Consider the following 23632-nt stretch of genomic DNA (forward strand, 5'->3'; position numbering starts at 1 on the left):
GACCTCCAAGACTCAAGTGAAGGGGACGCTGTGAGCGTCATCAGTCTGGTCTCGTACGAGGACGCTCTCGCCTCGTACGACCCGGTGATGGGCCTTGAGGTCCACGTCGAGCTGGGTACGAAGACCAAGATGTTCTGCGGCTGCTCGACCGAGCTGGGCGCCGAGCCCAACTCGCAGACCTGCCCGACCTGCCTCGGCCTGCCCGGCTCGCTGCCGGTGGTCAACGCGATCGGCGTGGAGTCCGCGATCAAGATCGGCCTGGCGCTGAACTGCGAGATCGCCGAGTGGTGCCGGTTCGCCCGGAAGAACTACTTCTACCCGGACATGCCGAAGAACTTCCAGACCTCGCAGTACGACGAGCCGATCGCCTTCAACGGCTACCTCGACGTGCAGCTGGAGGACGGCTCGACCTTCCGGGTCGAGATCGAGCGCGCCCACATGGAGGAGGACACCGGCAAGTCCTCGCACATCGGTGGCGCGACCGGCCGCATCCACGGCGCCTCGCACTCGCTGCTGGACTACAACCGGGCCGGCATCCCGCTGATCGAGATCGTCACCAAGCCGATCGAGGGCGCCGGCGAGCGGGCCCCCGAGGTCGCCAAGGCGTACGTGGCCGAGCTGCGCGAGCTGATCCGGGCGCTGGGCGTCTCCGAGGCCCGGATGGACAAGGGCCAGATGCGCTGCGACGTCAACCTGTCGCTGCGCCCGAACGGCACCTCGACGTTCGGCACCCGCTCGGAGACCAAGAACGTCAACTCGCTGCGCAGCGTCGAGCGGGCGGCCCGGTTCGAGATCCAGCGCCATGCCACGGTGCTGACCGACGGCGGGACGATCGTCCAGGAGACCCGGCACTTCCACGAGGACAACGGCAGCACCACGGCGGGCCGGATCAAGGACAACGCCGAGGACTACCGCTACTTCCCGGAGCCGGACCTGGTGCCGGTCGCCCCCGCCCGCGCGTGGGTCGAGGAGCTGCGGGCCGCGCTGCCCGAGCTGCCCCGGGTGCGCCGGGCCCGGCTGCAGGCCGAGTGGGCGCTGTCCGACCAGGACATGCAGTCGGTGCTGAACGCCGGCGCGGTCGAGCTGCTGGAGCAGACCATCGCCGCCGGTGCGCCGGCCGACCAGGCCCGCAAGTGGTGGCTGGGCGAGCTGGCCCGCCGGGCCAACGAGACCGGCACCGAACTGGCCGAGCAGCCGATCACCCCGGCCCAGGTGGCCCGGGTGTGCGCGCTGGTCGCCGAGGGCAAGCTGAACGACAAGCTGGCCCGCCAGGTGATCGAGGGCGTGCTGGCCGGCGAGGGTGAGCCGGACGCGGTCGTCGAGCGGCGCGGCCTCGCCGTGGTCTCGGACGACTCCGCGCTCGGTGCGGCCGTCGACCAGGCCATCGCCGACAACCCGGCCATCGCCGCCAAGATCCGCGACGGCAAGGTCCAGGCGATCGGCGCGCTGGTCGGCGCGGTCATGAAGACCACCCGCGGCCAGGCCGACGCGGCCAAGGTCAAGGACCTGCTGCTGGCCCGGCTGTCCTGAGGACCCCTTAGGCGCCTTCGGGCCGCCTTAGACCGTCAGGCCCGTCCCTACCCCTGCTCATGGGGTGCGGGCGGGCCTGACGGCTTCGAAGGGAAGGTCTCTAAGGCACTCGGGCCCCGGAAGATCAGGCATGCTGCCGATGCCCCGGCCCCGGCTGGGACGGAATGGTGGACCTCGGACGACGGACCGGCCGACCGAGGCCGGGAAGCGTCCTGACCAGGGGGACACCACCACCATGTTCGAGTACGAGCTCATCCGCCAGCGCCAGCAGCAGCTCCAGCAGGACGCCGAGCACGCCCGGCTGGTCCGCGAGGCCCGGGCCGCGGCGGCGCCGGCCGCCCGCTCCGGGCTGCGGGCGCGGTTCGCCCGCAGCGTACGCCGCACCGACGGCGCCGTGGCCGGCGCCGGCACCGTCCGGGCCGCGCGCCTCGGCGAATGCTGACAGAGCGGCACATCCCGGGTGCCGGTACCGGGACAGAAGGGGAGGACGCCTCGGGCGCCTCCCCTTCGGGCCGTCCGGACCCCCGGATAACGCCTCGGCCGGGGTCGCCGCCCTGTGGCATGCTCGCCGACATGGAGCAGATATCGGTCAGCCCGGTCTTCGTCGGGCGCAGCAGCGAGACCGACCTTCTGGCCGCGGCCCTGCGCCGCGCCGAGGCCGGTGCGCCGCAGACCGTGCTGATCGGGGGAGAGGCCGGGGTGGGCAAGACCCGGCTGGTGGAGGAGTTCCTCGGCAGTGCGGCCGCACAGGGCGCGGTCACCACGCTCGGCGGGTGCCTGGAGATCGGCGCCGAGGGCCTGCCGTACGCCCCGCTGGCCACCGCGCTGCGGCGCCTGCACCGGCTGCTGGGGCGGGAGTTGGAGCAGGCGGCGGCCGGAATGGAAGGCCATCTGGCGCGCCTGCTGCCGGGCTTCGGCGAGGTCGACGGCGAGCCGAACGACGAGTTCGGCCGGGCCAGGCTCTTCGAGCACACCGCCCGGCTCTTCGAACGGCTGGGCGCCGAACGGACGTTGGTGCTCGCGGTGGAGGACCTGCACTGGTCCGACCGCTCCACCCGGGAGCTGCTCGCCTACCTGATCCGCACCCTGCACCGCTCCCGGGTCCTGATCGTCACCACCTACCGCAGCGACGACCTGCACCGCCGCCATCCGCTGCGCCCCTTCCTGGCCGAGCTCGACCGGCTGCGCACCGTCCAGCGGCTGGAGCTGGACCGCTTCGGGCAGGGCGAGGTGGCCGCCCAGCTGGCCGGCATCCTCGGCACCGGGGCGCCGGACCGCGCGCTGGTGGACCGGATCCACCGCCGCTCCGAGGGCAACCCGTTCTTCGTCGAGGAGCTCGCCACCGCCCACCAGCAGGGCTGTCCGGCCGGGATGACCGACTCGCTGCGGGACATCCTGCTGGTCCGGGTCGAGGCGCTGCCCGACGAGGCCCAGCAGGTGATCAGATTCGCCGCCGAGGGCGGCTCCTGCATCGAGCACGAGCTGCTGGCGGCCGTCCTGGACGAGGGCGAGGAGCCGCTGATCGAGGCCCTGCGCACCGCCGTCGGCGCCAACATCCTGCGGCCGGACCCGGACGGCGAGGGCTACTGCTTCCGGCACGCCCTGGTCCGCGAGGCGGTCTCCGACGACCTGCTGCCGGGCGAGCGGCACCGGATCAACCGCCGCTTCGCCGCCGTGCTGGAAGAGGACCCGTCGCTGGTCGGCTGCGACGCGCGGCCCGCCCGGCTGGCCAACTACTGGTACCACGCGCACGACCCGGCCCGGGCCCTGCCGGCCGCCCTGGAAGCCGCCCGGGCCGCCCGCCGCCGGAACGCCTTCGCCGAGCAACTGCGGATGCTGGAGCGCGCCCTGGAGCTCTGGGACGAGGTCTCCGAGGACGTCCTGGAGCACACCCTGCGCCCGTACGACTGGGCCGAGACCTACCCGCCGTGCGCCTGTGAACCGGGCACCCACGACGCCTCCTGCGACCGGCTGCGGGTGGTGGACGTGCTGGCCGAGGCCGTGGTGGCGGCCCGCCGCAGCGGGGAGCGCGAGCGCGGGCTGAGCCTGGCCAAGCGCGGCGTCAAGCTGGTCGACGAGCAGGAGAACCCGACCCGGGCGGCCTGGTTCCGGATGCAGCGGGCCCGGATGCTCGGCCACCTGGACCGGCCCGGCGGCAGTGACGAACTCGCCTACGCGCACCGGCTGGTGGCCGACCTGGGGCCCTCCGCCGTGCAGGCCGAGGTGCTGGCGCTGGACGCCGCGCACGCGATGCTCCGGCGCCCGACCCGGGAGCACCTGGTGATCGCCGAGCGGGCCGCCCGGATCGCCCGGCAGGTCGGCGCCAGCAGCGTCGAGGTGCACGCCCGGATGACCCTGGGCAGCCTGCTCGCCGATTTCGAGGACCCGGCCGACGGGCTGGCGCTGCTCACCGAGGCGGTGGCGCAGGCCCGGCCGCTGGGGGTGCCCGACCTGCTCTGCCGCGGGCTGAACAACCTGGCCAGCCTGCTCAACCTGGTCGGCCGGGCCGAGGAGGCCGCGGCGGCCGCCCGGGAGGGCCTGGAGGCGGCCGGCAGCACCGGGCTGCTGGGCAACACCGGCGCGATCCTGACCGGCAACCTGGCCGAGGCGCTGATCGCGCTCGGCCGGCTCACGGAGGCCGCTGTCCTGCTCGACGGCTGGGCCGAGGACCCGTCCCGGGACTCGCACCACGAGTTCCTCGGCCGGCTGCGGGCCGAACTCGCGCTGCTGGCCGACGACCTGCCCGCGGCCGAGGCGGCCCATGCGCAGACCATGGCGGCCGGCCGGCAGCAGCAGCCCCAGCACGTGCTGCCGACCGCGCGGATCGGGATCGAGCTGGCCGCCCGGCAGGGCCGGCCGCTGGCCGCGCGCCAGGCCCTGCTCGACGTCCTCGCCGCCGGGCCCCAGGCCGGCCAGGAGGCCCTGCTGCTGCCGCTGCTGGTGCAGGCCGCCGCGGCCGAGGCGGACGCCCGCGGACTGCCCGCCGCGGACCAGGGCCGGCCGCAGGTGCTGGCCCGGATCGCCGCCGCCGTCGCCGACCACCGGCCGCGGGTGCCGCTGCACCTGGGCCTGGCCCGGCTGCTGGACGGCGAACTCGCCCGGGCCCAGGGCGAGGACACCCCCGCACACTGGGCCGCCGCGGTGGACGCGCTGCGCCCCACCGGCCTGCCGCACCCGCTGGCGTACGCCCTGCTGCGGTCCGCCGAGCGGGTGGTGGTCGAGGGCCGGCGGGAGGCCGCGGCGGAGCTGCTCCGGGAGGCGCACGCGCTGGCCGGCCGCCGCGGCGACCGCTATCTGGAGCGGGAGGCCGGGCGACTGGCCGAGCGGGCCGCGCTGCCGCTGACGGCCGGCCGGCCCCGGCCCGCCACCGCGTCGGCCCCCGCGGGGAGTTCGGAGCGGGCGCCGGTGGTCGAGGCGCTCGGGCTGACCCCGCGCGAGCGGGACGTGCTGCGGCTGCTGGCGCTCGGCCGGACGAACCGCCAGATCGCCGAGGAGCTCTACATCTCGCCGAAGACCGCCAGCGTCCACGTCTCCAACATCCTGGCCAAGTTGGAGGTCGGCGGCCGCGGGGAGGCGGCCGCGCTGGCCCACCGGTGGCGGCTGTTCCCGGACGCGGCGCCGGTGGCCGGCGAGCGCTGACCGCCCCGGCCCGCCCGGCGGTCGGCGCCCCCGAGGGCGCACTCGACAGCGCACCTGCCGGCGCGTGCACGCCGGGGGGCGTGCGCCGCTGCCGATCGGGCGATCCCGATGGGCCGTCACCAGGCTCTCCCTGCACGTCATTACTCTAAGTTGAGGATGCGTGTCGTTGAGTGACGAAAGTGGTGTAGGGTCCGGATCGGGAACACCGGTACGGCACCGCGGACCGCCGCACAGCCGAGGCCCGGGCCGCGACGGTCCTGGGGTCGGAGGGGGAGATGTCGATTGAACTCCACCGATGCGGTGCTGCCCGCCTCCCGGACCACCCCGCGCGCCACCCGGCTGCGCGGCTCGCTGGTCCACCGGGCGCGCACCGCAGGCCCGGCCGGCGCACTGCTCGCGCTGCTCTGCCTCGGGTACACGGTGGGGGCCGCCTTCGGCTGGGGCTCACCCTCGGTCGCCCTGTTCATGGGTGACTTCGGCCTGGCCGGGGCCGCGCTGGCGGCCGCGTTCTCCTGCCTCGCGCACGGCTGCTCGGTCGCCGGGCCGTCCCGTCCGGCCTGGCTGCTGTTCGGCCTCTCCTCCGCCATGGTCGCCGTGGGCAACGGCACCTGGGGCTGGTACGAGGTGGTGCTGCGCACCGAGGTGCCGGCCGACTCGCTCGCCGACTTCGCCTTCCTGCTGTTCGCCCCGCTCGCCATCACCGGGCTGCTGGTGCTCGCCCAGCGCCCGCGCACCCCGGCCGGCTGGCTCTGCCTGCTGCTGGACGGCTGGCTGGTCGGCGGCTCGCTCTTCACCCTCAGCTGGAGCCTGGCGCTCGGCCGGGTGGCCACCGGCGAGGGCGGCGACCCGCTCAAGCTGGCCCTCGGCCTCGGGTACCCGGTGCTGGACATCCTGCTGGTCAGCCTGGTGGTCGGACTGCGCTTCCGGAGCCGGGACGGCAACCGGGCGGCGGTGCACACCGCGATGGTGGCGCTCGCCGTGACGGTGGTCTGCGACGCCCTGTTCACCGCGCCCGAGCTGCACAGCAGCTACCGCTCGGGGGAGCTGCTGGACGCCGGCTGGTTCGCCGGCAGCGTGCTGCTGGCCCGGGCGCCCTGGTCGCACGGGCCGCACGACTCCGGCCGCGGCGAGCACCCCTCGGCGGGCGGGGTGCCGCGCCGCCGGGTGGCCACCACCTTCAGCGCGCTGACCCCGTACGTGGCGGCCGCGGTCTGCACCGCGGGCATCCTCTACAACGCCATCGTCGGCCACTTCGTGGACCGCGAGGTGCTCGCCGCGGCCTGCACCGTGGGCCTCGCGCTCATCCTCCGGCAGGGGGTGATGCTGCTGGACAACCTCTCGCTGGCGCAGGAGCTGGCGCAGAAGGAGGCGCACTTCCGCTCGCTGGTGCAGGGGTCCAGCGACGTCATCATGATCGCCGGGGCGAACGGGGTGCTCTCCTACGTCAGCCCGGCCGCGCTGCGGGTCTACAGCCGGGACCCTGAGGAGCTGGTCGGCGGCAACCTGCTGAACCTGGTCCACCCCGACGACGTCGACCGGGTGCTCTCCGAGGTGGGCCGGATCCTGGCCCGCGGCCGGACGCCGTCCCGCCGGGAGGGCGGCGCCGAGCCGTCCGCCCGGGTGGAGTGCCGGATCCGCTCCGGCGGGGGCGAATGGCTGCACGTGGAGTCCACCCTCAACCGCTACCGCGACGGGCTGATCCTCAACAGCCGGGACGTCTCCGAGCGGGTCCGGTTGCAGGCCCAGCTCCAGCACCACGCCTTCCACGACCCGCTCACCGACCTGCCCAACCGGGCCCTGTTCGCCCAGCGGGTCCGGGCGGCACTGGGGCTCGGCGAGCCCGAGGCGGCCCGCGGGCACCGGCCGGTCGACGGCAGCACGGTGGCGGTGCTCTTCCTCGACCTGGACGGCTTCAAGGCGGTCAACGACACCGCCGGCCACCAGGTCGGCGACGAGCTGCTGGTGCAGGCCGCCCGCCGGCTCCAGGGTGCCGTCCGCTCCGGCGACACGGTCGCCCGCTTCGGCGGGGACGAGTTCGCCGCCCTGGTCTGCGGCCGGCTGGCCGCCACCCAGGTCCACGAGCTGGCCGAGCGGCTGCGCACCGCGCTCTCCGAGCCGTACTGGATCGGCGGCGCCGAGCTGGGGGTGGCGGCCAGCATCGGGATCGCCTTCGCCCCCCGCAGCCACGCCCCGGACGCCGACCCCAGGGCCGCCACCGACGAGCTGATGCGCAACGCGGACCTGGCGATGTACCGGGCCAAGTCCGAGGGCAAGGGCCGGGTGGTGCTGTACACCCCGGCGATAAGAGCCGAGCTGGAGCGCCGCACCGAGCTGGAGGAGCGGCTGCGCCTCGCCGTCCGCGAGGGCGGCTTCACCCTGCTGCACCAGCCCGTGGTCGACCTCGCCACCGGTCAGGTCGCCGTGGTCGAGGCCCAGGCCCGCTGGCGCTCCGCGCAGGGCCTGCTGCTCACCCCGGCCGAGTTCCTGCGCACCGCCGAGCACGGCGGCGCGGCGACCAGGTTCGCCCGCTGGATGCTGCAGGAGGCGATCCGGGCCGCCGCCCGCCGCCGGGCCGACCCGGGCACCCCCGACGTCCCGGTCTCGGTCCGGCTGACCGGGGAGCGGCTCTGCGCCCCCGGCATGTACGAGGCGGTCGCCTCCGCCCTGCGGGACAGCGGCCTGCCGCCCGGCCTGCTGATGCTGGAGCTGGCCCGGACCGACGCCGACGACGGTGCGGACGAGCTGGGCCGCCGGCTGGCCGCGCTGCGCCGGCTGGGCGTCGGCACCGCGGTGGCGGGCTTCGGGGTGGGCGGCGGCTCGCTCGGCACGCTGGCCAGGCTGCCGTTCGACGTGCTCAAGCTGGACCGCAGCCTGGTCCAGGACCTGGCGGACTCGGCGCTCACCCGGGCGCTCGCGGGCAACGCGCTGCGGCTGGGCCGCGACCTCGGGCTGGTCACCGCGGCCGAGGGCGCCGACCACCCGCGCCAGGTGGCCGTGCTGCAGGAGCTGGGCTGCCGGCGGGCCCAGGGGCTGGCCTTCGCGCAGCCGCTGGACGAGCCCCGGCTGAGCCGGGCGCTGGTGCGCCGGGCCTACCCGCTGCCGCGCCCGATCGGGTCGCTGGCCGGCCGCCGGCCGCACCTGGCACCGGAGGCCCGTTCGGGTGGCTGCCCGGAGCCCGTCCCGGGCCGCTCCGCACACCACCACGGGCCCCTCGACCTGCCACAACGCCATACCGTGGGGGGTCCGTCCGGGGGTCCGCATGGCGAGACGTCGATCCCACCAGCTTGACACTCGGCACCGCGCGGGAGGAAGGTCGGTGCCATGCGCACCCGAATTCTCGTACTTGGCGGGCGCGTCGGCTGAGCGGGCTCCTGTGCCTGCCTCATGACAGACCGACGCGCCACCCCTCGCATGCCCTGGGCACGAGGGGTTTTTTGTTGCACTGGAACTGCTCCACCACCGCGATACCCCTGGCCCTGAGCGTCCTAAAACGGGACGATTGGGGCAGAGCCGGAGATCGGCCCCCGAACGGCAGGACCCTCAACTGCCGGGGCCGGCAGAACCCGAGAAGAGACAGGCAGATGACTGAGCACGCCGCATCCCCCCGCCGCGGGGACACCCCGGCAGCCCACGCGCCGGGTCACCAGACCACCGAGACCATGACCGGCGCCCAGTCGCTCATCCGCTCCCTCGAGGCCGTGGGCGCCGACACGGTCTTCGGCATCCCCGGTGGTGCGATCCTCCCCGCCTACGACCCGCTGATGGACTCCGTCAAGGTGCGGCACATCCTGGTCCGGCACGAGCAGGGGGCCGGGCACGCGGCCACCGGGTACGCCCAGGCGACCGGGCGGGTCGGCGTCTGCATGGCCACCTCGGGCCCCGGCGCCACCAACCTGGTGACCCCGATCGCCGACGCCTACATGGACTCGGTGCCGATCGTCGCGATCACCGGGCAGGTCGCCTCCAAGGCGATCGGCACGGACGCCTTCCAGGAGGCCGACATCTGCGGCATCACGATGCCGATCACCAAGCACAACTTCCTGGTCACCGACCCGGCGGAGATCCCCCGGGTGATCGCCGAGGCCTTCCACATCGCCGGCACCGGCCGCCCGGGCCCGGTCCTGGTCGACATCGCCAAGGACGCGCTGCAGGCCACCACGGTCTTCCGCTGGCCGGTGGAGACCTCGCTGCCCGGCTACCGGCCGGTCACCAAGCCGCACGCCAAGCAGATCCGCGAGGCGGCCAAGATGCTGGTCTCCGCGCGCAAGCCGGTGCTGTACGTCGGCGGCGGCGTGCTCAAGGCGAACGCCAGCGCCGAGCTGCGGATCCTGGCCGAGCTGACCGGCGCCCCGGTGGTCACCACCCTGATGGCGCTCGGCGTCTTCCCCGACAGCCACCCGCAGCACCTGGGCATGCCCGGCATGCACGGCTCCGTCCCGGCCGTCACCGCGCTGCAGAAGTCGGACCTGCTGTTCACCCTCGGTGCCCGCTTCGACGACCGGGTCACCGGCAAGCTGGACAGCTTCGCGCCGTTCGCCAAGGTCGTGCACGCCGACATCGACCCGGCCGAGATCGGCAAGAACCGCCCGGCCGACGTGCCGATCGTCGGTGACGCCCGCGAGGTGATCGCCGATCTGATCGTCGCCGTCCAGGCCGAGTTCGACGCCGGTCACAAGGGCGACTACGCGGACTGGTGGGTCAAGCTCAACGCGTGGAAGACCACCTACCCGCTGGGCTACGAGGCGGCGCCCGAGGGCGAGCTGTCGCCGCAGCAGGTGATCGAGCGGATCGGCCAGTTGGTCGGCTCGGACGCCATCTACGCCGCCGGCGTGGGCCAGCACCAGATGTGGGCCTCGCAGTTCATCACCTACGAGAAGCCGGCCACCTGGCTGAACTCCGGCGGCGCGGGCACCATGGGCTACGCCGTCCCGGCCGCGATGGGCGCCAAGGCGGGTCGGCCGGACGCCGCGGTCTGGGCGATCGACGGTGACGGCTGCTTCCAGATGACCAATCAGGAACTGGTCACCTGCGCGCTCAACAACATCCCGATCAAGGTCGCGGTCATCAACAACGGCTCGCTCGGGATGGTCCGCCAGTGGCAGACCCTGTTCTACAACCAGCGCTACTCCAACACCGTGCTGCACGCCGGCCCGGAGCACGACGGCAAGCAGCCGCCGGCCCAGGGCACCCGGATCCCCGACTTCGTGATGCTCTCCGAGGCGATGGGCTGCGTCGGCCTGCGCTGCGAGCGCCCGGAGGACCTGGACGCGGTGATCAAGCAGGCGATGGAGATCAACGACCGCCCGGTGGTCATCGACTTCATCGTCCACCAGGACGCCATGGTCTGGCCGATGGTGGCCGCAGGCACCAGCAACGACGAGATCCTCGCCGCCCGGGACGTCCGCCCGGACTTCGGCGACGACCTCGACTGACGGCCCGACCTCACCGATAGAGAGACCATGACCATCATGTCCAAGCACACCCTCTCCGTCCTGGTCGAGAACAAGCCCGGCGTGCTAGCCCGGATCGCCTCGCTGTTCTCCCGTCGGGGATTCAACATCGACTCGCTGGCCGTCGGCCCGACCGAGCATCCGGACATCTCCCGGATGACCATCGTGGTCAACGTGGAGGACCTGCCGCTGGAGCAGGTCACCAAGCAGCTGAACAAGCTGGTCAACGTGATAAAGATCGTCGAACTCGACCAGAGCCAGGCGGTCCAGCGCGAGCTGGTCCTGGTCAAGGTCCGGGCCGACGCCGAGAGCCGCTCGCAGATCGTCGAGATCGTGCAGCTGTTCCGCGCCAAGACGGTCGACGTCTCGCCGGACGCGGTGACCATCGAGGCCACCGGCAGCTCCGACAAGCTGGAGGCGATGCTCAAGATGCTGGAGCCGTACGGCATCAAGGAGCTGGTCCAGTCCGGTCTGGTGGCCATCGGGCGCGGTGCCCGGTCGATCACCGACCGCTCGCTGCGGGCGCTCGACCGCAGCGCCTGACCGGGCCGCCGCACCCCGCCGTCTCACCCCCTGAAGCACCGCCCCGCCCCACTGCCGGGTCCACGTACGGTAGGTACGCACCGGCACCACCACCACGCAAGGAGATGTGCCCCCGTGGCCGAGCTGTTCTACGAAGACGACGCCGACCTGTCCATCATCCAGGGCCGCAAGGTCGCGGTCATCGGCTACGGCAGCCAGGGCCACGCCCACGCGCTGTCGCTGCGTGACTCGGGCGTGGACGTCCGGGTCGGCCTCCTGGAGGGCTCGAAGTCCCGTGCCAAGGCCGAGGAGGCCGGGCTGCGGGTGACCGACCCGTCCACCGCCGCGGCCGAGGCCGACGTCATCATGATCCTGGTGCCGGACCCGATCCAGGCCGACGTCTACGCCGAGTCGATCGAGCCGAACCTGAAGGCGGGCGACGCCCTGTTCTTCGGCCACGGCCTCAACATCCGCTTCGGTTTCATCACCCCGCCGTCGAACGTCGACGTCTGCATGGTCGCCCCCAAGGGCCCGGGCCACCTGGTCCGCCGTCAGTACGAGGAGGGCCGCGGCGTCCCGTGCATCGTGGCGGTCGAGCAGGACTCCACCGGCAAGGCGTTCGATCTGGCTCTGTCCTACGCCAAGGGCATCGGTGGCACCAAGGCCGGTGTCATCAAGACCACCTTCACGGAGGAGACCGAGACCGACCTCTTCGGTGAGCAGGCCGTCCTCTGCGGTGGTACCGCCGCTCTGGTCAAGGCCGGTTTCGAGACCCTGGTCGAGGCCGGCTACCAGCCGGAGATCGCCTACTTCGAGTGCCTGCACGAGCTGAAGCTGATCGTCGACCTGATGTACGAGGGGGGTCTGGAGAAGATGCGCTGGTCGGTCTCCGAGACCGCCGAGTGGGGCGACTACATCACCGGCCCGCGCATCATCACCGCCGACACCAAGGCCGAGATGAAGAAGGTCCTCACCGAGATCCAGGACGGCACCTTCGCCAACACCTGGATCGCCGAGTACAAGGCGGGCCTGCCGAAGTACAACGAGTACAAGAACGCGGACTCCGAGCACCTGCTGGAGACCACGGGCAAGAAGCTCCGCAAGCTGATGAGCTGGGTCGACGCGGAGGCGTAACGCCTTCGGGTGGTCCAACTGCCTTGTACAACCAGGCTGCTCCCGTCCGGGTGATTTCGCCGGACGGGAGCAGCCGGGCCCCCAGCCCGTCGATACACTTCGAATGCGCGTCAGGCCCACAGCGTCGTGCGTCTACCTACGCGGCATGCCACCTTCCCCCCGTTCGCCACGCCACCTACGTGCCGGGGAGAACCGGACAGTTAAGGACACTGTCGTGAGCAAATCCGTTGTACTGATCGCCGAAGAGCTGTCTCCCGCCACGGTCGACGCGCTCGGCCCGGATTTCGAGATCCGGCACTGCAACGGTGCGGACCGCACCGAGCTGCTGACCGCGATCGCGGACGTGGACGCCATCCTGATCCGCAGTGCCACCAAGGTGGACGCCGAGGCCCTGGCGGCCGCCAAGAAGCTGAAGGTCGTCGCCCGCGCGGGCGTCGGGCTGGACAACGTCGACGTCTCGGCCTCCACCAAGGCCGGCGTGATGGTCGTGAACGCCCCGACCTCCAACATCGTCACCGCCGCGGAGCTCGCCTGCGGCCTGCTGATCTCCGTCGCCCGCAACATCGCGCCGGCCAACGCCGCGCTCAAGCAGGGCGAGTGGAAGCGCAACAAGTACACCGGCGTCGAGCTGAGCGAGAAGGTGCTCGGCGTGGTCGGCCTCGGCCGGATCGGCGTGCTGGTCGCGCAGCGGATGTCCGCCTTCGGGATGAAGATCGTCGCCTACGACCCCTACATCCAGGCCGCCCGCGCGGCCCAGATGGGCGTCAAGCTGCTCTCCCTGGAGGAGCTGCTGGAGGTCTCCGACTTCATCACCGTGCACCTGCCCAAGACCCCGGAGACGATCGGCCTGATCGGCGACGAGGCGCTGCACAAGGTCAAGCCGACCGTGCGGATCGTCAACGCCGCGCGCGGCGGCATCGTGGACGAGGCGGCGCTCGCCAGCGCGCTGCGCGACGGCCGGGTGGCCGGCGCGGGCCTGGACGTCTACGCCAAGGAGCCGTGCACCGACTCCCCGCTGTTCGGCTTCGACAACGTGGTGGCCACCCCGCACCTGGGCGCCTCCACCGACGAGGCGCAGGAGAAGGCCGGCATCGCCGTCGCCCGCTCGGTCCGCCTCGCGCTGGCCGGCGAGCTGGTGCCGGACGCGGTCAACGTCCAGGGCGGCGTGATCGCCGAGGACGTGAAGCCGGGCCTGCCGCTGGCCGAGAAGCTCGGCCGGATCTTCACCGCGCTGGCCGGCGAGGTCGCCGTCCGGCTCGATGTCGAGGTCCGCGGCGAGATCACCCAGCACGACGTGAAGGTGCTCGAACTCTCCGCCCTCAAGGGCGTGTTCGAGGACGTGGTGGCCGAGACGGTGTCCTACGTCAACGCCCCGCTGTTCGCCCAGGAGCGCGGCGTGGAGGTCCGGCTGACCACCTCCAGCGAGAGCCCCGAGCACCGCAACGTGATCACGGTGCGCGGCACCCTGGCCGACGGCGGCGAGGTCGCCATCTCCGGCACGCTCTCCGGCCCCAAGCAGCAGCAGAAGATCGTCGGCGTGGACGCCTTCGACGTGGATGTGGCGCTCACCGACCACATGGCCTTCTTCAAGTACGAGGACCGCCCCGGCGTGGTCGGCACCCTCGGTCGGATCCTCGGCGACGCCGGCATCAACATCGCCGGCATGCAGGTGGCCCGGGACGGCGCGGAGGCGCTCGCCTCGATCACGGTGGACAGTGAGGTCTCCCAGGAGGTCCTGGCCGAGATCGCCGCCGCCATCGGCGCCCGCTTCGCCCGCGCGGTCAACCTCGGCTGACCCCGCACCGCTCGCAGAGGCCCTTCCGCCGCAGGCGGGAGGGCCTCCGTCGTGCCGGCGGGCTGCCGGTCGGGTGAACCCCGTCTCAGATACTAGGAAATCCAACTAATCGTGCAGACAGCGGCGGCGTGCCGTCGTACCGTGAAAGAGCCATACGGTGAGCCACCCCTGCAAGCCAGGGTCGGTGGCCCGTGTGCGCCCGTACGCAGCTCGGCAGGCGACCCTTGCCGGCGTACCCACCCTCCCCACCGCACCGCCGTGTGCGCCAGAAATCCGAGGAGACCGGTATGCCCCCCGTCGCAGACCGTCGCACCGCCCCCGCCACCGACACCACCCATGCCCCGCGCCGCCGCCGTCGCAGCGAGCCGCACCCGCACGCGGCCGCCGCCCTGCAGCGCGCCCTGGACCGCCGGGACAACGGCGGCGCCACCGGCCACGGCTACTGATCCACCTGCGCCACGGCCACCGGCCCGTTCACGGCCACCGATCCGTCCACTGGGCCGAACGCCTGACGGTCCGTCACCCACAGGAGTGCAAGCCGTCCTCCAACGGGGGACACTGCTCGCGCACTCCAGCTCGATGATCCTAATTTGGTGCCTCCGGAAGGGTGATCGACCTCCGCACGGCGCGGACCGCGGCTGACCGGCACGCAGATCAGTCCACCCCTGCCGGGGGAGACGGACCTGTGCGCACCCCACCAGCCCACCGCCGAGCGGCACCGATCGTCCGGATCGGACTGGCCCTCGCCCTGCTGACCGTCGCCGCGCCCTCGGGTGCGGCGGCGGCCGACCCGTCCGACGGGCCGGGCCGGGGCGCCCGTCCGGGCACCTCGGCCGGCTTCCTGCTCGAACTCGACACCGAGCCGGCCGCGCCCGCCTGGCGCCGGGCCGCCGACGAGGCCCGCCGGGCCCGCCGCAGTCCCGAGGCGGTCCGCACCGAGGCGGCCAGGGCCGGCGCCGCACAGCGGGCCGCCGCGCTGCGGGCCGTCGCGGGCCTGGAGGCGGCGGTGCACCGGGCCGAGCCCGGGGCCCAACTGCTCTACCGCACCGGCACGGTGCTCTCCGGCCTGGCCGTCCGGGCCCCCGCCGGCGCGCTGCCCCGGCTCGGCGCCCTGCCGGGTGTGCGGGCGGTGCACCCGATCACGCTCAAGGAGCGCGCCAACTCCTACTCGGTGCCGCTCACCGGCGCCCCCGAGGTGTGGTCCCCGCCGGCCGGCGAGGGGAACACCGGGCGCGGCACCCGGATCGGGATCATCGACTCGGGCATCGACTACACCCACGCCGACTTCGGCGGCCCCGGCACCGAGCAGGCCTTCCGCGCCGTGGACGGCGCCCGGCCCGCTCCGGCGGAGCTGTTCCCGAACGCCAAGGTGGTCGGCGGCAAGGACCTGGTCGGCGACGACTACAACCCGGACGCGTCCGCCAAGGGCTCCCAGCCCGTGCCGCACCCGGACGCCAACCCGATCGACTGCGCGCTGAACGGGCACGGCACCCACGTGGCCGGCACGGCCGCCGGGTACGGCGTCACCTCGGCCGGCGAGACCTACCACGGGCCGTACCGGGCGGGGCTGGACCCGGCCGGATTCAAGGTCGGCCCCGGCGCCGCGCCCGAGGCGCAGCTGTACGCGATCCGGGTGTTCGGCTGCACCGGCTCCACCGACCAGCTCGCCCAGGCCCTGGACGTGGCCGCCGACCCGAACGGGGACGGCGACCTGACCGACCGCCTGGACGTGGTCAACCTCTCGCTCGGCAGCGGATTCGGGGACCCGGGCGACGCCGACGCGCTGGCCGCCGACCGGCTCGCCGAGCTGGGCACCGTGGTGGTGGCCGCGGCGGGCAACGAGGGCGACGTCTACGCCGTCGGCGGCAGCCCGGGGATCGCCCCGCGGGTGCTCGCGGTGGCCGCCTCGGTCGACCGGCACAGCGATGCCGACGGCGTCCGGGTGCTGGCCCCGGCGGCGCTGGCCGGGCTGGTGCCGGCCCACTGGAGCGCCCGGTACCAGCAGTGGTCCACCGCCGACGTCGGCGGGGAGCTGGTGGCCCCGGTCGACCAGGCCGACGGCTGCACCGCCTTCGGCCCGGCCGACGCCGAGCGCCTGAAGGGCAAGGTGGCGCTGCTGTCCTGGCGCACCAAGGACCCGGACCGGGCCTGCGGCTCGGCCGCGCGGGCCGACCACGCGGCGGACGCCGGAGCCCTCGGCGCGCTGTTCGCCGCGGACGGCGACAACCTGGGCGAGCTGGCGGGGGACGACCGGGTGCCGGTGGCGATCCTGGCCCGGGCCGACGGCGAGCGGCTCACCCGGGCGGTGGCCGCCGGCCCGGTCCGGGTGCAGTTGGCGGCGGTGGGCAGCCGGCTGCACGGCGCGGTCTCCCAGGACCAGCCGCAGCGGGTGGACACCTTGACCTCGTTCACCTCGCGCGGGATCGGGCTGCCCGGCGTGGTCAAGCCGGACCTGGCGGCCCCGGGCGAGACCATCTGGTCGGCCCGGGCGGGCACCGGCACCGAGGGCATGCGCGAGGACGGCACCTCGATGGCCACCCCGCACATCGCCGGGCTGGCCGCGCTGGTCCGGGCGGCGCACCCGGACTGGTCGGTCGCCGAGGTGAAGGCGGCCCTGATGAACACCGCCGGCGACACCTGGCTGGGCGACGACCACGGCGGTCCGCTCTACGGGCCGGAGCGCACCGGCGCCGGGCGGGTCCGGGTCGACCTGGCGGTCCGTACCCCGGCGGTGGCGTACGCGGCGGGGGAGGGGGCCGTGGCGGGCGCGGTGGGGCTGTCCTTCGGCCCGGTGGCGGTGTCCCGGCCCACCGAGCTCGGCCGCGAGGTGGAGGTCCGCAACCTCGGTGACGCCCCGCTCAGCTACACCACGGGCTACCTCGCGGCCACCGAGCTGCCGGGCGCGTCCTTCGCGCTGAGCCCGGCCCGGGTCGAGGTGCCGGCCGGCGGCACGGCCCGGGTCAAGGTCACCCTGCGGGTGCCGGCGCGGCTGGACCGGGTGCCGGACCCGACGATCGACACCGTCCAGGGCGGGAAGGCCCGCGCCTACCGCGGCGAGCTCTCCGGCCGGCTGGTGCTGACCCCGGTCGGCGGCGGCGCCCCCGCGCTGCGGGTGCCGCTGTTCGCGGCCCCGCGCGCGGCCTCGGAGTTGACGGCCGGGCTGCAGAGCCGCGGGCCGCGGTCGGGCTCGACCCTGCTGGCGCTCGGCGGCACCGCCGCACCCTCCGGCGCGGGCGGCCTGGTCAGTGCCTTCCAGCTGGGCGGTGAGGGCGAGCAGTGGCCCGACTGCCCGGCCGACGGCCTGTGCGTGTCCACCCCGGCGGACCGGGCCGCCGATCTGCGGGCGGCCGGCGCCGCGACCGACGCCCCGGCCGTCGGCGGCGACCCGCTCCGGCAGGGGATGCTCTACCTCGCGGCGGCGCTGTGGGGCCCGGCCGCCACCCCGGTCGGCCAGTTCGGGGTCCGGGCTTCGCTGGACACCGACGGGGACGGGCGCACCGACGCGGTGGTGGCCGCCGGCCGGATGCCCGGCAGCGACGTCCTGGTGGCCCGCACCCTGGACGCCAGGACCGGCGAGGAGCTGGACGTCCAGCCGCTGAACGCGCGCTGGGGCGACACCGACACCGGCCTGCTGGACAGCGACACCCTGGTGCTGCCGGTCCGGCTGGCGGTCCTGCCCGGCCTCGGGCGGACGGGCTCCCGGATCCACTACGCGCTGTGGACGGGCTTCGGTGGCGGCGGCGCGCCGAGCGAGGCGGACGCGCTCTCCTCGATCGGGCTGGACGGCGAGCGGCCGACCCTGGCGATCGACGTGCTGCACCCGGCGCTGGACGTCCGCAGCGCGGCGGACGGCCGGGCCGCGATCGCCGTTCCGGCCCGGTCGGGCTCGGTGCTGGAGGTCCGCCGCGGGCCGGGCGGGGAGAGCGCCCGGCTGCTACTGGTCCACCACCTCAACGCGGACGGGCGCCGCGCGCAGCTCGTCACCCTGCGGTGAGCCGCTCGCCCGGCCGGTCAGCACCAGCCGGGTGAGCAGGAAGCTGATCGGGATCGCGCCCACGGCGACCACCGCGGGCGCGATCCGCTCGGCCAGGTGGCACCAGTGCACCAGGGCGAACAGGCCGGCGGTCTGCAGCAGGTAGTTGGTGAGGTTGGGCAGCGGGAAGAGCAGGAACTTCCGCCAGGTCGGCCGGGTGCGGTAGGTGAACCGGGTGTTCAGGAAGAACGACCCCACCATGCTGATCAGGTAGGCCAGGCTGAACGCGGCCAGGTAGGGCAGGGCGGGGTGCAGCAGCCAGAACAGCGCCAGGCAGGTGCCGGTGTTCACCACACCGACCAGCCCGAACCGGATCAGCTGCCACATTCCGCGCTCCATCTCTGCTCGTCCCGCCGCACTGTAGGGGCAAGGCCGCCGGGGGCACCACTCGCCGGTTGCCGGGAATGTCCGGATGGTGGACGCGAGATGTCACCCCATGGGACGCGGGAGTAGGGTCACGACCATGTCTCGTACCCTCCGCCTCGCAGTGATCCCCGGTGACGGTATCGGCCAGGAAGTGGTCGCCGAGGGCCTCAAGGTGCTCAGCGCCGTCCTCCCCGCCGACGTCAAGCTGGAGACCGTCGAGTACGACCTCGGCGCCCGCCGCTACCACCGCACCGGTGAGACCCTGCCGGACGGCGTGCTGGCGGAGCTGAAGGGACAGGACGCGATCCTGCTCGGCGCGATCGGCGACCCGAGCGTGCCGTCCGGCGTGCTGGAGCGGGGCCTGCTGCTGAAGCTGCGGTTCGCCTTCGACCACCACATCAACCTCCGCCCGGGCAAGCTCTTCCCCGGGGTGACGTCCCCGCTGGCGGGCGACCCGCAGATCGACTTCGTGGTGGTCCGCGAGGGCACCGAGGGCCCGTACGTGGGCAACGGCGGCTCGCTGCGCACCGGCACCGAGCACGAGGTCGCCACCGAGGTCAGCCTGAACACCGCCTTCGGCATCGAGCGGGTCGTGCGGGACGCCTACCGGCGGGCCGCGGCCCGCCCGCGCAAGAAGCTCACCCTGGTCCACAAGAACAACGTGCTGGTGCACGCCGGCCACCTGTGGACCCGGATCTTCCAGCAGGTCGGCCAGGAGTTCCCCGAGGTCACCACCGACTACCTGCACGTGGACGCGGCGACGATCTTCTTCGTCACCCAGCCCGAGCGGTTCGACGTGATCGTCACCGACAACCTGTTCGGCGACATCCTGACGGACCTGGCCGCGGCCGTCACCGGCGGCATCGGCCTGGCCGCGAGCGGCAACATCAACCCGACCGGCGCGTTCCCGTCCATGTTCGAGCCGGTGCACGGCTCGGCCCCGGACATCGCCGGCCAGGGCAAGGCGGACCCGACCGCCACCGTGCTCTCGGTCGCCATGCTGCTGGAGCACCTCGGGTACGCCGAGGAGGCCGCCCGGGTCGAGGCCGCGGTCGCGGCCGACCTGACCGAGCGCTCGGGCGCCCGGTCCACCTCCGAGGTCGGCGACGCGCTCGCCGCCCGAGTATCCGGCTGACGGGCCGGAGCAGGACGAGACAGCCCTCTGGCTGTTCGGCACGGCCCTCTGGATGCGAGTATCGACAGTGGGCCGTGCCGTCGTGCGTCTGATCACCGGCGGTGGCGGCCCTGACCAACCCCACGGTGAAGGACAGACAGCCATGAGTACGCCCACCCAGGCGCCCATCACGTTCGACCTCAAGCCCTCCGCGCACCCGCTGTCCGACGCGGAGCGCGAGGCCCGGCTGGCCAACCCCGGCTTCGGCCGGGTCTTCACCGATCACATGGTGACCATCCGGTGGACGGAGGGCCTGGGCTGGCACGACGCCCAGCTGACGCCCTACGCGCCGCTGGAGATCGATCCGGCCAACATGACCCTGCACTACGGCCAGTCGATCTTCGAGGGCCTCAAGGCCTACCGCCAGAGCGACGGCTCCATCGCCACCTTCCGGCCGGAGGCCAACGCGGCCCGGTTCCAGGCCTCGGCCCGCCGGCTGGCGATGCCCGAGCTGCCGATCGAGACCTTCGTCGAGGCGGTCGAGCTGCTGGTCGAGCAGGAGCAGGGCTGGGTGCCCTCGCAGGCCGAGCAGAGCCTGTACCTGCGGCCGTTCATGTTCGCCACCGAGGTGGGCCTCGGCGTCCGGCCGGCCAACTCCTACATCTTCATGATCATTGCTTCGCCGGCCGGCGCCTACTTCCCCGGCGGCATCAAGCCGGTCTCGGTCTGGCTCTCCGAGGAGTACGTCCGGGCCGCCCCCGGCGGCACCGGCGCCGCCAAGTGCGCGGGCAACTACGCCGCCTCCCTGGTCGCCCAGGCCCAGGCCGCCGCCAAGGGCTGCGACCAGGTGGTGTGGCTCGACGCCGCCGAGCACCGGTGGATCGAGGAGATGGGCGGGATGAACCTCTACTTCGTCTTCGGCGAGGGGGCCGACGCGAAGATCGTCACTCCCGAGCTCTCCGGCGCGCTGCTGCCCGGCATCACCCGTGACTCGCTGCTGCAGCTGGCCTCGGACCTCGGCTACGCCGTCGAGGAGCGGAAGATCTCCACCGACGAGTGGAAGCAGGCCAACGCCGACGGCAGCCTGACCGAGGTCTTCGCCTGCGGCACGGCCGCCGTGATCACCCCGGTCGGCTCGGTCAAGTCCGCCCGCGCGGACTGGACGGTCGGCAAGGGCGAGCCCGGCCCGGTCACCATGGAGCTGCGCAAGGCCCTGCTCGCCATCCAGGGTGGCCAGGCCCCGGACACCCACGGCTGGCTGCACAAGATCGTCTGACCCGTCGACGGGCGTCCCGCCCCGGCGGGACGCCCGTGCCCGGTAACCTCGAAGCCCCCCGTTCGTTGAGCCGTGCGGACCTGAAGGAGGGGCTGTGAGCGCGCCGACGCATGACTTCGCCGAAGCCTGGAACGACCAGGACGGAGACCTCCTCGACGCATTCCTGGCCCTGGACACCCCCGAGGGCTTCAAGGCCGAGCTCATCGAGGGGGAGATCATCCTGACGCCTCCGCCGGACGGGGACCGCGAGACCACGATCGGCCGGATCGTCCGGCAGGTCTTCAGGCAGTGCCCGGCGGACGTGGACTTCGCGGGCGGCAAGGGCCTGATCGTCCCGAGCGGCCGCTACATCCCGGACGGCACCTTCACCGCGGCCGACGCCATGCTCGGCCGGGAGTCCTGGTCCGAGCCGGACGGCGTCCTGATGGTCCTGGAGGTCACCTCCAGCCGGCCGGGCAAGGACCGCGAGGCCAAGCGGCTCGGCTACGCGGCCGCCGGCATCCCGCTCTACCTGCTGGTCGACCGGCAGGCGAACCGGCTCGTGCTGCACAGCGACCCGGCCCGCGGGGACTACGCCACCACCACCGCCGTGCCGGTCGGCACGCCGCTGCCGCTCCCTGCGCCGTTCGGTTTCGAGCTGTCCACCGACCGGCTGACCTGAGGCGTTTCGCATCGCGAGACAGCCCGGCCGGGATGCGGGCGGTGTGCCAGACTGCCAACGTGTCCTCGCTCTCGCTGATTATTAGCAGCAGGCGCGCCGGTCCGCAGTGACCGCTCCGCAGTACCCGAATGCGGAGCGACCACCAGCGTCCAGACCCGCGCGCAGACCTCTCGCACCCGCGAGGGGTCTTTTGTTTTGCCCCGGACCGGCCGGAGCCCCCACAAGGGGCCGAGGGACACCGGGTGCGCGCGGGATGCTGGACAGTGGAGCCGGATCCCGAACCGGCAACAGCAGTAACTCCATCGAACGGAGAACCCAGGGCCATGACCGAGGCCAGCAACAGCCGCCCCAACGACAGCTTCCACGTCTTCGACACCACGCTGCGCGACGGCGCCCAGCGCGAGGGCATCAACCTCACGGTCGCGGACAAGCTGACCATCGCCCGGCACCTGGACGACTTCGGCGTCGGCTTCATCGAGGGCGGCTGGCCCGGAGCCAACCCCCGCGACACCGAGTTCTTCGCCCGGGCCGCCGCCGAGCTCGACCTGCGCCACGCCCAGCTGGTCGCCTTCGGAGCCACCCGGAGGGCCGGCGGGAAGGCCGCCGAGGACCCCCAGCTGGCCGCCCTGGTCAACTCCGGCGCACCGGTGATCACCCTGGTCGCCAAGTCGCACGACCGGCACGTCGAGCTGGCCCTGCGCACCACGCTCGAGGAGAACCTGGAGATGGTCCGCGACAGCGTGGAGCACCTGCGGGCGCAGGGCCGGCGGGTGTTCATCGACTGCGAGCACTTCTTCGACGGCTACCGGGCCAACCCCGAGTACGCCCTCGCCGTGGTGCGCACCGCCCACCAGGCCGGCGCCGACGTGGTGGTGCTCTGCGACACCAACGGCGGGATGCTGCCGGCCGGTGTCCGTGAGATCGTCGCCGAGGTGCTCGCCCGGACCGGGGCCCGCCTGGGCATCCACGCCCAGGACGACACCGGCTGCGCGGTCGCCAACACGCTGGCCGCGGTCGACGCCGGTGCCACCCACGTCCAGTGCACCGCCAACGGCTACGGCGAGCGGGTCGGCAACGCCAACCTCTTCCCGGTGGTCGGCGCGCTGGAGATCAAGTACGACCGCCGGGTGCTCCCCGCCGGCCGGCTGGCCGAGATGACCAGGATCTCGCACGCGATCGCCGAGGTGGTCAACCTGGCGCCCTCCACCCACCAGCCCTACGTCGGCTTCTCCGCCTTCGCCCACAAGGCCGGCCTGCACGCCTCGGCGATCAAGGTCGATCCGGACCTGTACCAGCACATCGCGCCCGAGCTGGTCGGCAACACCATGCGGATGCTGGTCTCCGACATGGCCGGCCGGGCCTCGATCGAGCTCAAGGGCAAGGAGCTCGGCTACGACCTCTCCGCCGACCGCGACCTGGTCGGCCGGGTGGTCGCCAAGGTCAAGGAGCAGGAGAACCTCGGCTACACCTACGAAGCCGCCGACGCCTCGTTCGAGCTGCTGCTCCGCGACGAGGTGCGCGGCAGCCGGGAGCGGTTCTTCACGCTGGAGTCCTGGCGGACCATCAGCGAGCAGCTGCCGGAGGGCAAGGCGGGCAACGAGGCCACCGTGAAGGTCTGGGCCAAGGGTGAGCGCAAGGTCGCCACCGGCGAGGGCAACGGCCCGGTGGACGCGCTCGACAAGGCCCTGCGGGCCGCCCTGGAGCGGATCTACCCGCAGCTGGCCGGGCTGGAGCTGGTGGACTACAAGGTCCGCATCCTGGAGGGCCAGCACGGCACCGGCTCCAAGACCCGGGTGCTGGTGGAGTCCACCGACGGCACCGCCACCTGGTCCACGGTCGGCGTCGCCGACAACGTGATCGCCGCCTCCTGGCTGGCACTTGACGACGCCTACACCTACGGCCTGATCCACGCCGGGCTGGACCCGGCGGGAAGCTGACCGCACCACACCCCGGGGGGCCCGTGGACCGTGGTCCGCGGGCCCCTTCCGTGCGCACCGGACCGGCTGGTGCCGGCCGCGCCGGTCCTCAGCGGAGGCGGGCGAGGAGGGCGTGCTCGACGAGGGTGATGAGGGCGCTCTTGGCGCTGTCCCGGCGTCGGGCGTCGAGGGCGAT

At 73.4% G+C, this 23632-nt stretch carries 15 protein-coding genes and 1 pseudogene; 14 read left to right on the forward strand and 2 right to left on the reverse strand.

Annotation, left to right across the window (positions count from 1 at the left end; translation table 11 throughout):
• Window positions 1–30 precede the first annotated feature (30 nt).
• The 10 genes from gatB (at window position 31) to AB0K43_RS12670 (ending at window position 18064) form a co-directional block, all read left to right on the forward strand.
• Entirely contained in the window at window positions 31–1530 is a 1500-nt protein-coding gene (gene gatB / locus AB0K43_RS12625) for an Asp-tRNA(Asn)/Glu-tRNA(Gln) amidotransferase subunit GatB (RefSeq protein ID WP_363638759.1), read from the forward strand.
• Window positions 1531–1765: 235 nt separating this feature from the next.
• Window positions 1766–1972, forward strand: a complete 207-nt coding sequence (locus AB0K43_RS12630) for a hypothetical protein (protein ID WP_363638761.1) — start codon at window positions 1766–1768, stop codon at window positions 1970–1972.
• A gap of 131 nt (window positions 1973–2103) precedes the next feature.
• Window positions 2104–5169 (forward strand): AAA family ATPase, encoded by a 3066-nt coding sequence (locus AB0K43_RS12635; protein ID WP_363638763.1) that lies wholly within the window; start codon window positions 2104–2106, stop codon window positions 5167–5169.
• Window positions 5170–5508: 339 nt separating this feature from the next.
• On the forward strand, window positions 5509–8457 hold the full coding sequence (locus tag AB0K43_RS12640; RefSeq protein ID WP_363638801.1) for an EAL domain-containing protein: 2949 nt from the start codon (window positions 5509–5511) through the stop codon (window positions 8455–8457).
• 293 nt (window positions 8458–8750) lie between these two features.
• Window positions 8751–10601: an acetolactate synthase large subunit gene (locus AB0K43_RS12645; RefSeq protein WP_363638765.1), complete on the forward strand. Its 1851-nt coding sequence runs from the start codon at window positions 8751–8753 to the stop codon at window positions 10599–10601.
• A 36-nt stretch (window positions 10602–10637) separates the two neighbouring features.
• Window positions 10638–11162, forward strand: a complete 525-nt coding sequence (gene ilvN / locus AB0K43_RS12650; protein WP_033821081.1) for an acetolactate synthase small subunit — start codon at window positions 10638–10640, stop codon at window positions 11160–11162.
• Between the two features lie 114 nt (window positions 11163–11276).
• Window positions 11277–12275 carry a ketol-acid reductoisomerase gene (gene ilvC, locus AB0K43_RS12655; protein WP_363638767.1) on the forward strand — a complete coding sequence of 333 codons (999 nt, stop codon included), beginning with the start codon at window positions 11277–11279 and terminating at the stop codon, window positions 12273–12275.
• A 214-nt stretch (window positions 12276–12489) separates the two neighbouring features.
• Window positions 12490–14070 (forward strand): phosphoglycerate dehydrogenase, encoded by a 1581-nt coding sequence (gene serA, locus AB0K43_RS12660; RefSeq protein ID WP_363638769.1) that lies wholly within the window; start codon window positions 12490–12492, stop codon window positions 14068–14070.
• A gap of 287 nt (window positions 14071–14357) precedes the next feature.
• On the forward strand, window positions 14358–14516 hold the full coding sequence (locus AB0K43_RS12665; protein WP_363638771.1) for a hypothetical protein: 159 nt from the start codon (window positions 14358–14360) through the stop codon (window positions 14514–14516).
• Between the two features lie 239 nt (window positions 14517–14755).
• On the forward strand, window positions 14756–18064 hold the full coding sequence (locus tag AB0K43_RS12670) for a S8 family serine peptidase (RefSeq protein ID WP_363638773.1): 3309 nt from the start codon (window positions 14756–14758) through the stop codon (window positions 18062–18064).
• Here AB0K43_RS12670 and AB0K43_RS12675 read toward each other — a convergent pair.
• Window positions 18005–18430 carry a GtrA family protein gene (locus AB0K43_RS12675; RefSeq protein ID WP_363638775.1) on the reverse strand — a complete coding sequence of 142 codons (426 nt, stop codon included), beginning with the start codon at window positions 18428–18430 and terminating at the stop codon, window positions 18005–18007. The two genes, AB0K43_RS12670 and AB0K43_RS12675, sit on opposite strands and share 60 nt — an antisense overlap.
• A 136-nt stretch (window positions 18431–18566) precedes the next feature.
• Here AB0K43_RS12675 and AB0K43_RS12680 point away from each other — a divergent pair, with 136 nt between their 5' ends.
• The 4 genes from AB0K43_RS12680 to cimA all read left to right on the forward strand — a co-directional run bounded on the left by AB0K43_RS12680 (window position 18567) and on the right by cimA (window position 23457).
• Window positions 18567–19604 carry a 3-isopropylmalate dehydrogenase gene (locus AB0K43_RS12680; protein WP_363638777.1) on the forward strand — a complete coding sequence of 346 codons (1038 nt, stop codon included), beginning with the start codon at window positions 18567–18569 and terminating at the stop codon, window positions 19602–19604.
• 142 nt (window positions 19605–19746) lie between these two features.
• A complete protein-coding gene (locus tag AB0K43_RS12685) occupies window positions 19747–20859 on the forward strand; it encodes a branched-chain amino acid aminotransferase (RefSeq protein ID WP_363638779.1) in 1113 nt (370 codons plus the stop codon).
• A 94-nt stretch (window positions 20860–20953) separates the two neighbouring features.
• Window positions 20954–21520, forward strand: a complete 567-nt coding sequence (locus AB0K43_RS12690) for a Uma2 family endonuclease (RefSeq protein WP_363638781.1) — start codon at window positions 20954–20956, stop codon at window positions 21518–21520.
• A gap of 323 nt (window positions 21521–21843) precedes the next feature.
• Window positions 21844–23457: a citramalate synthase gene (gene cimA, locus AB0K43_RS12695; RefSeq protein WP_363638783.1), complete on the forward strand. Its 1614-nt coding sequence runs from the start codon at window positions 21844–21846 to the stop codon at window positions 23455–23457.
• Between the two features lie 88 nt (window positions 23458–23545).
• On the opposite strand, the pseudogene AB0K43_RS12700 reads toward cimA, so the two are convergent.
• Window positions 23546–23632, reverse strand: a pseudogene (locus AB0K43_RS12700) (ATP-binding protein); the annotation flags it as partial.

It is taken from the genome of Kitasatospora sp. NPDC049258 (assembly GCF_040678895.1).
Taxonomy (GTDB): Bacteria; Actinomycetota; Actinomycetes; order Streptomycetales; family Streptomycetaceae; genus Kitasatospora.

What these genes read in the sequence shown, in the direction of transcription:
- AB0K43_RS12630 (WP_363638761.1), top strand. Translation starts at nt 1,766, where the DNA reads ATGTTCGAGTACGAGCTCATCCGCCAGCGCCAGCAGCAGCTCCAGCAG.
- AB0K43_RS12635 (WP_363638763.1), top strand. Translation starts at nt 2,104, where the DNA reads ATGGAGCAGATATCGGTCAGCCCGGTCTTCGTCGGGCGCAGCAGCGAG.
- AB0K43_RS12645 (WP_363638765.1), top strand. Translation starts at nt 8,751, where the DNA reads ATGACTGAGCACGCCGCATCCCCCCGCCGCGGGGACACCCCGGCAGCC.
- ilvN (WP_033821081.1), top strand. Translation starts at nt 10,638, where the DNA reads ATGTCCAAGCACACCCTCTCCGTCCTGGTCGAGAACAAGCCCGGCGTG.
- AB0K43_RS12665 (WP_363638771.1), top strand. Translation starts at nt 14,358, where the DNA reads ATGCCCCCCGTCGCAGACCGTCGCACCGCCCCCGCCACCGACACCACC.
- AB0K43_RS12675 (WP_363638775.1), bottom strand. Translation starts at nt 18,430, where the DNA reads ATGTGGCAGCTGATCCGGTTCGGGCTGGTCGGTGTGGTGAACACCGGC.
- AB0K43_RS12680 (WP_363638777.1), top strand. Translation starts at nt 18,567, where the DNA reads ATGTCTCGTACCCTCCGCCTCGCAGTGATCCCCGGTGACGGTATCGGC.
- AB0K43_RS12685 (WP_363638779.1), top strand. Translation starts at nt 19,747, where the DNA reads ATGAGTACGCCCACCCAGGCGCCCATCACGTTCGACCTCAAGCCCTCC.
- cimA (WP_363638783.1), top strand. Translation starts at nt 21,844, where the DNA reads ATGACCGAGGCCAGCAACAGCCGCCCCAACGACAGCTTCCACGTCTTC.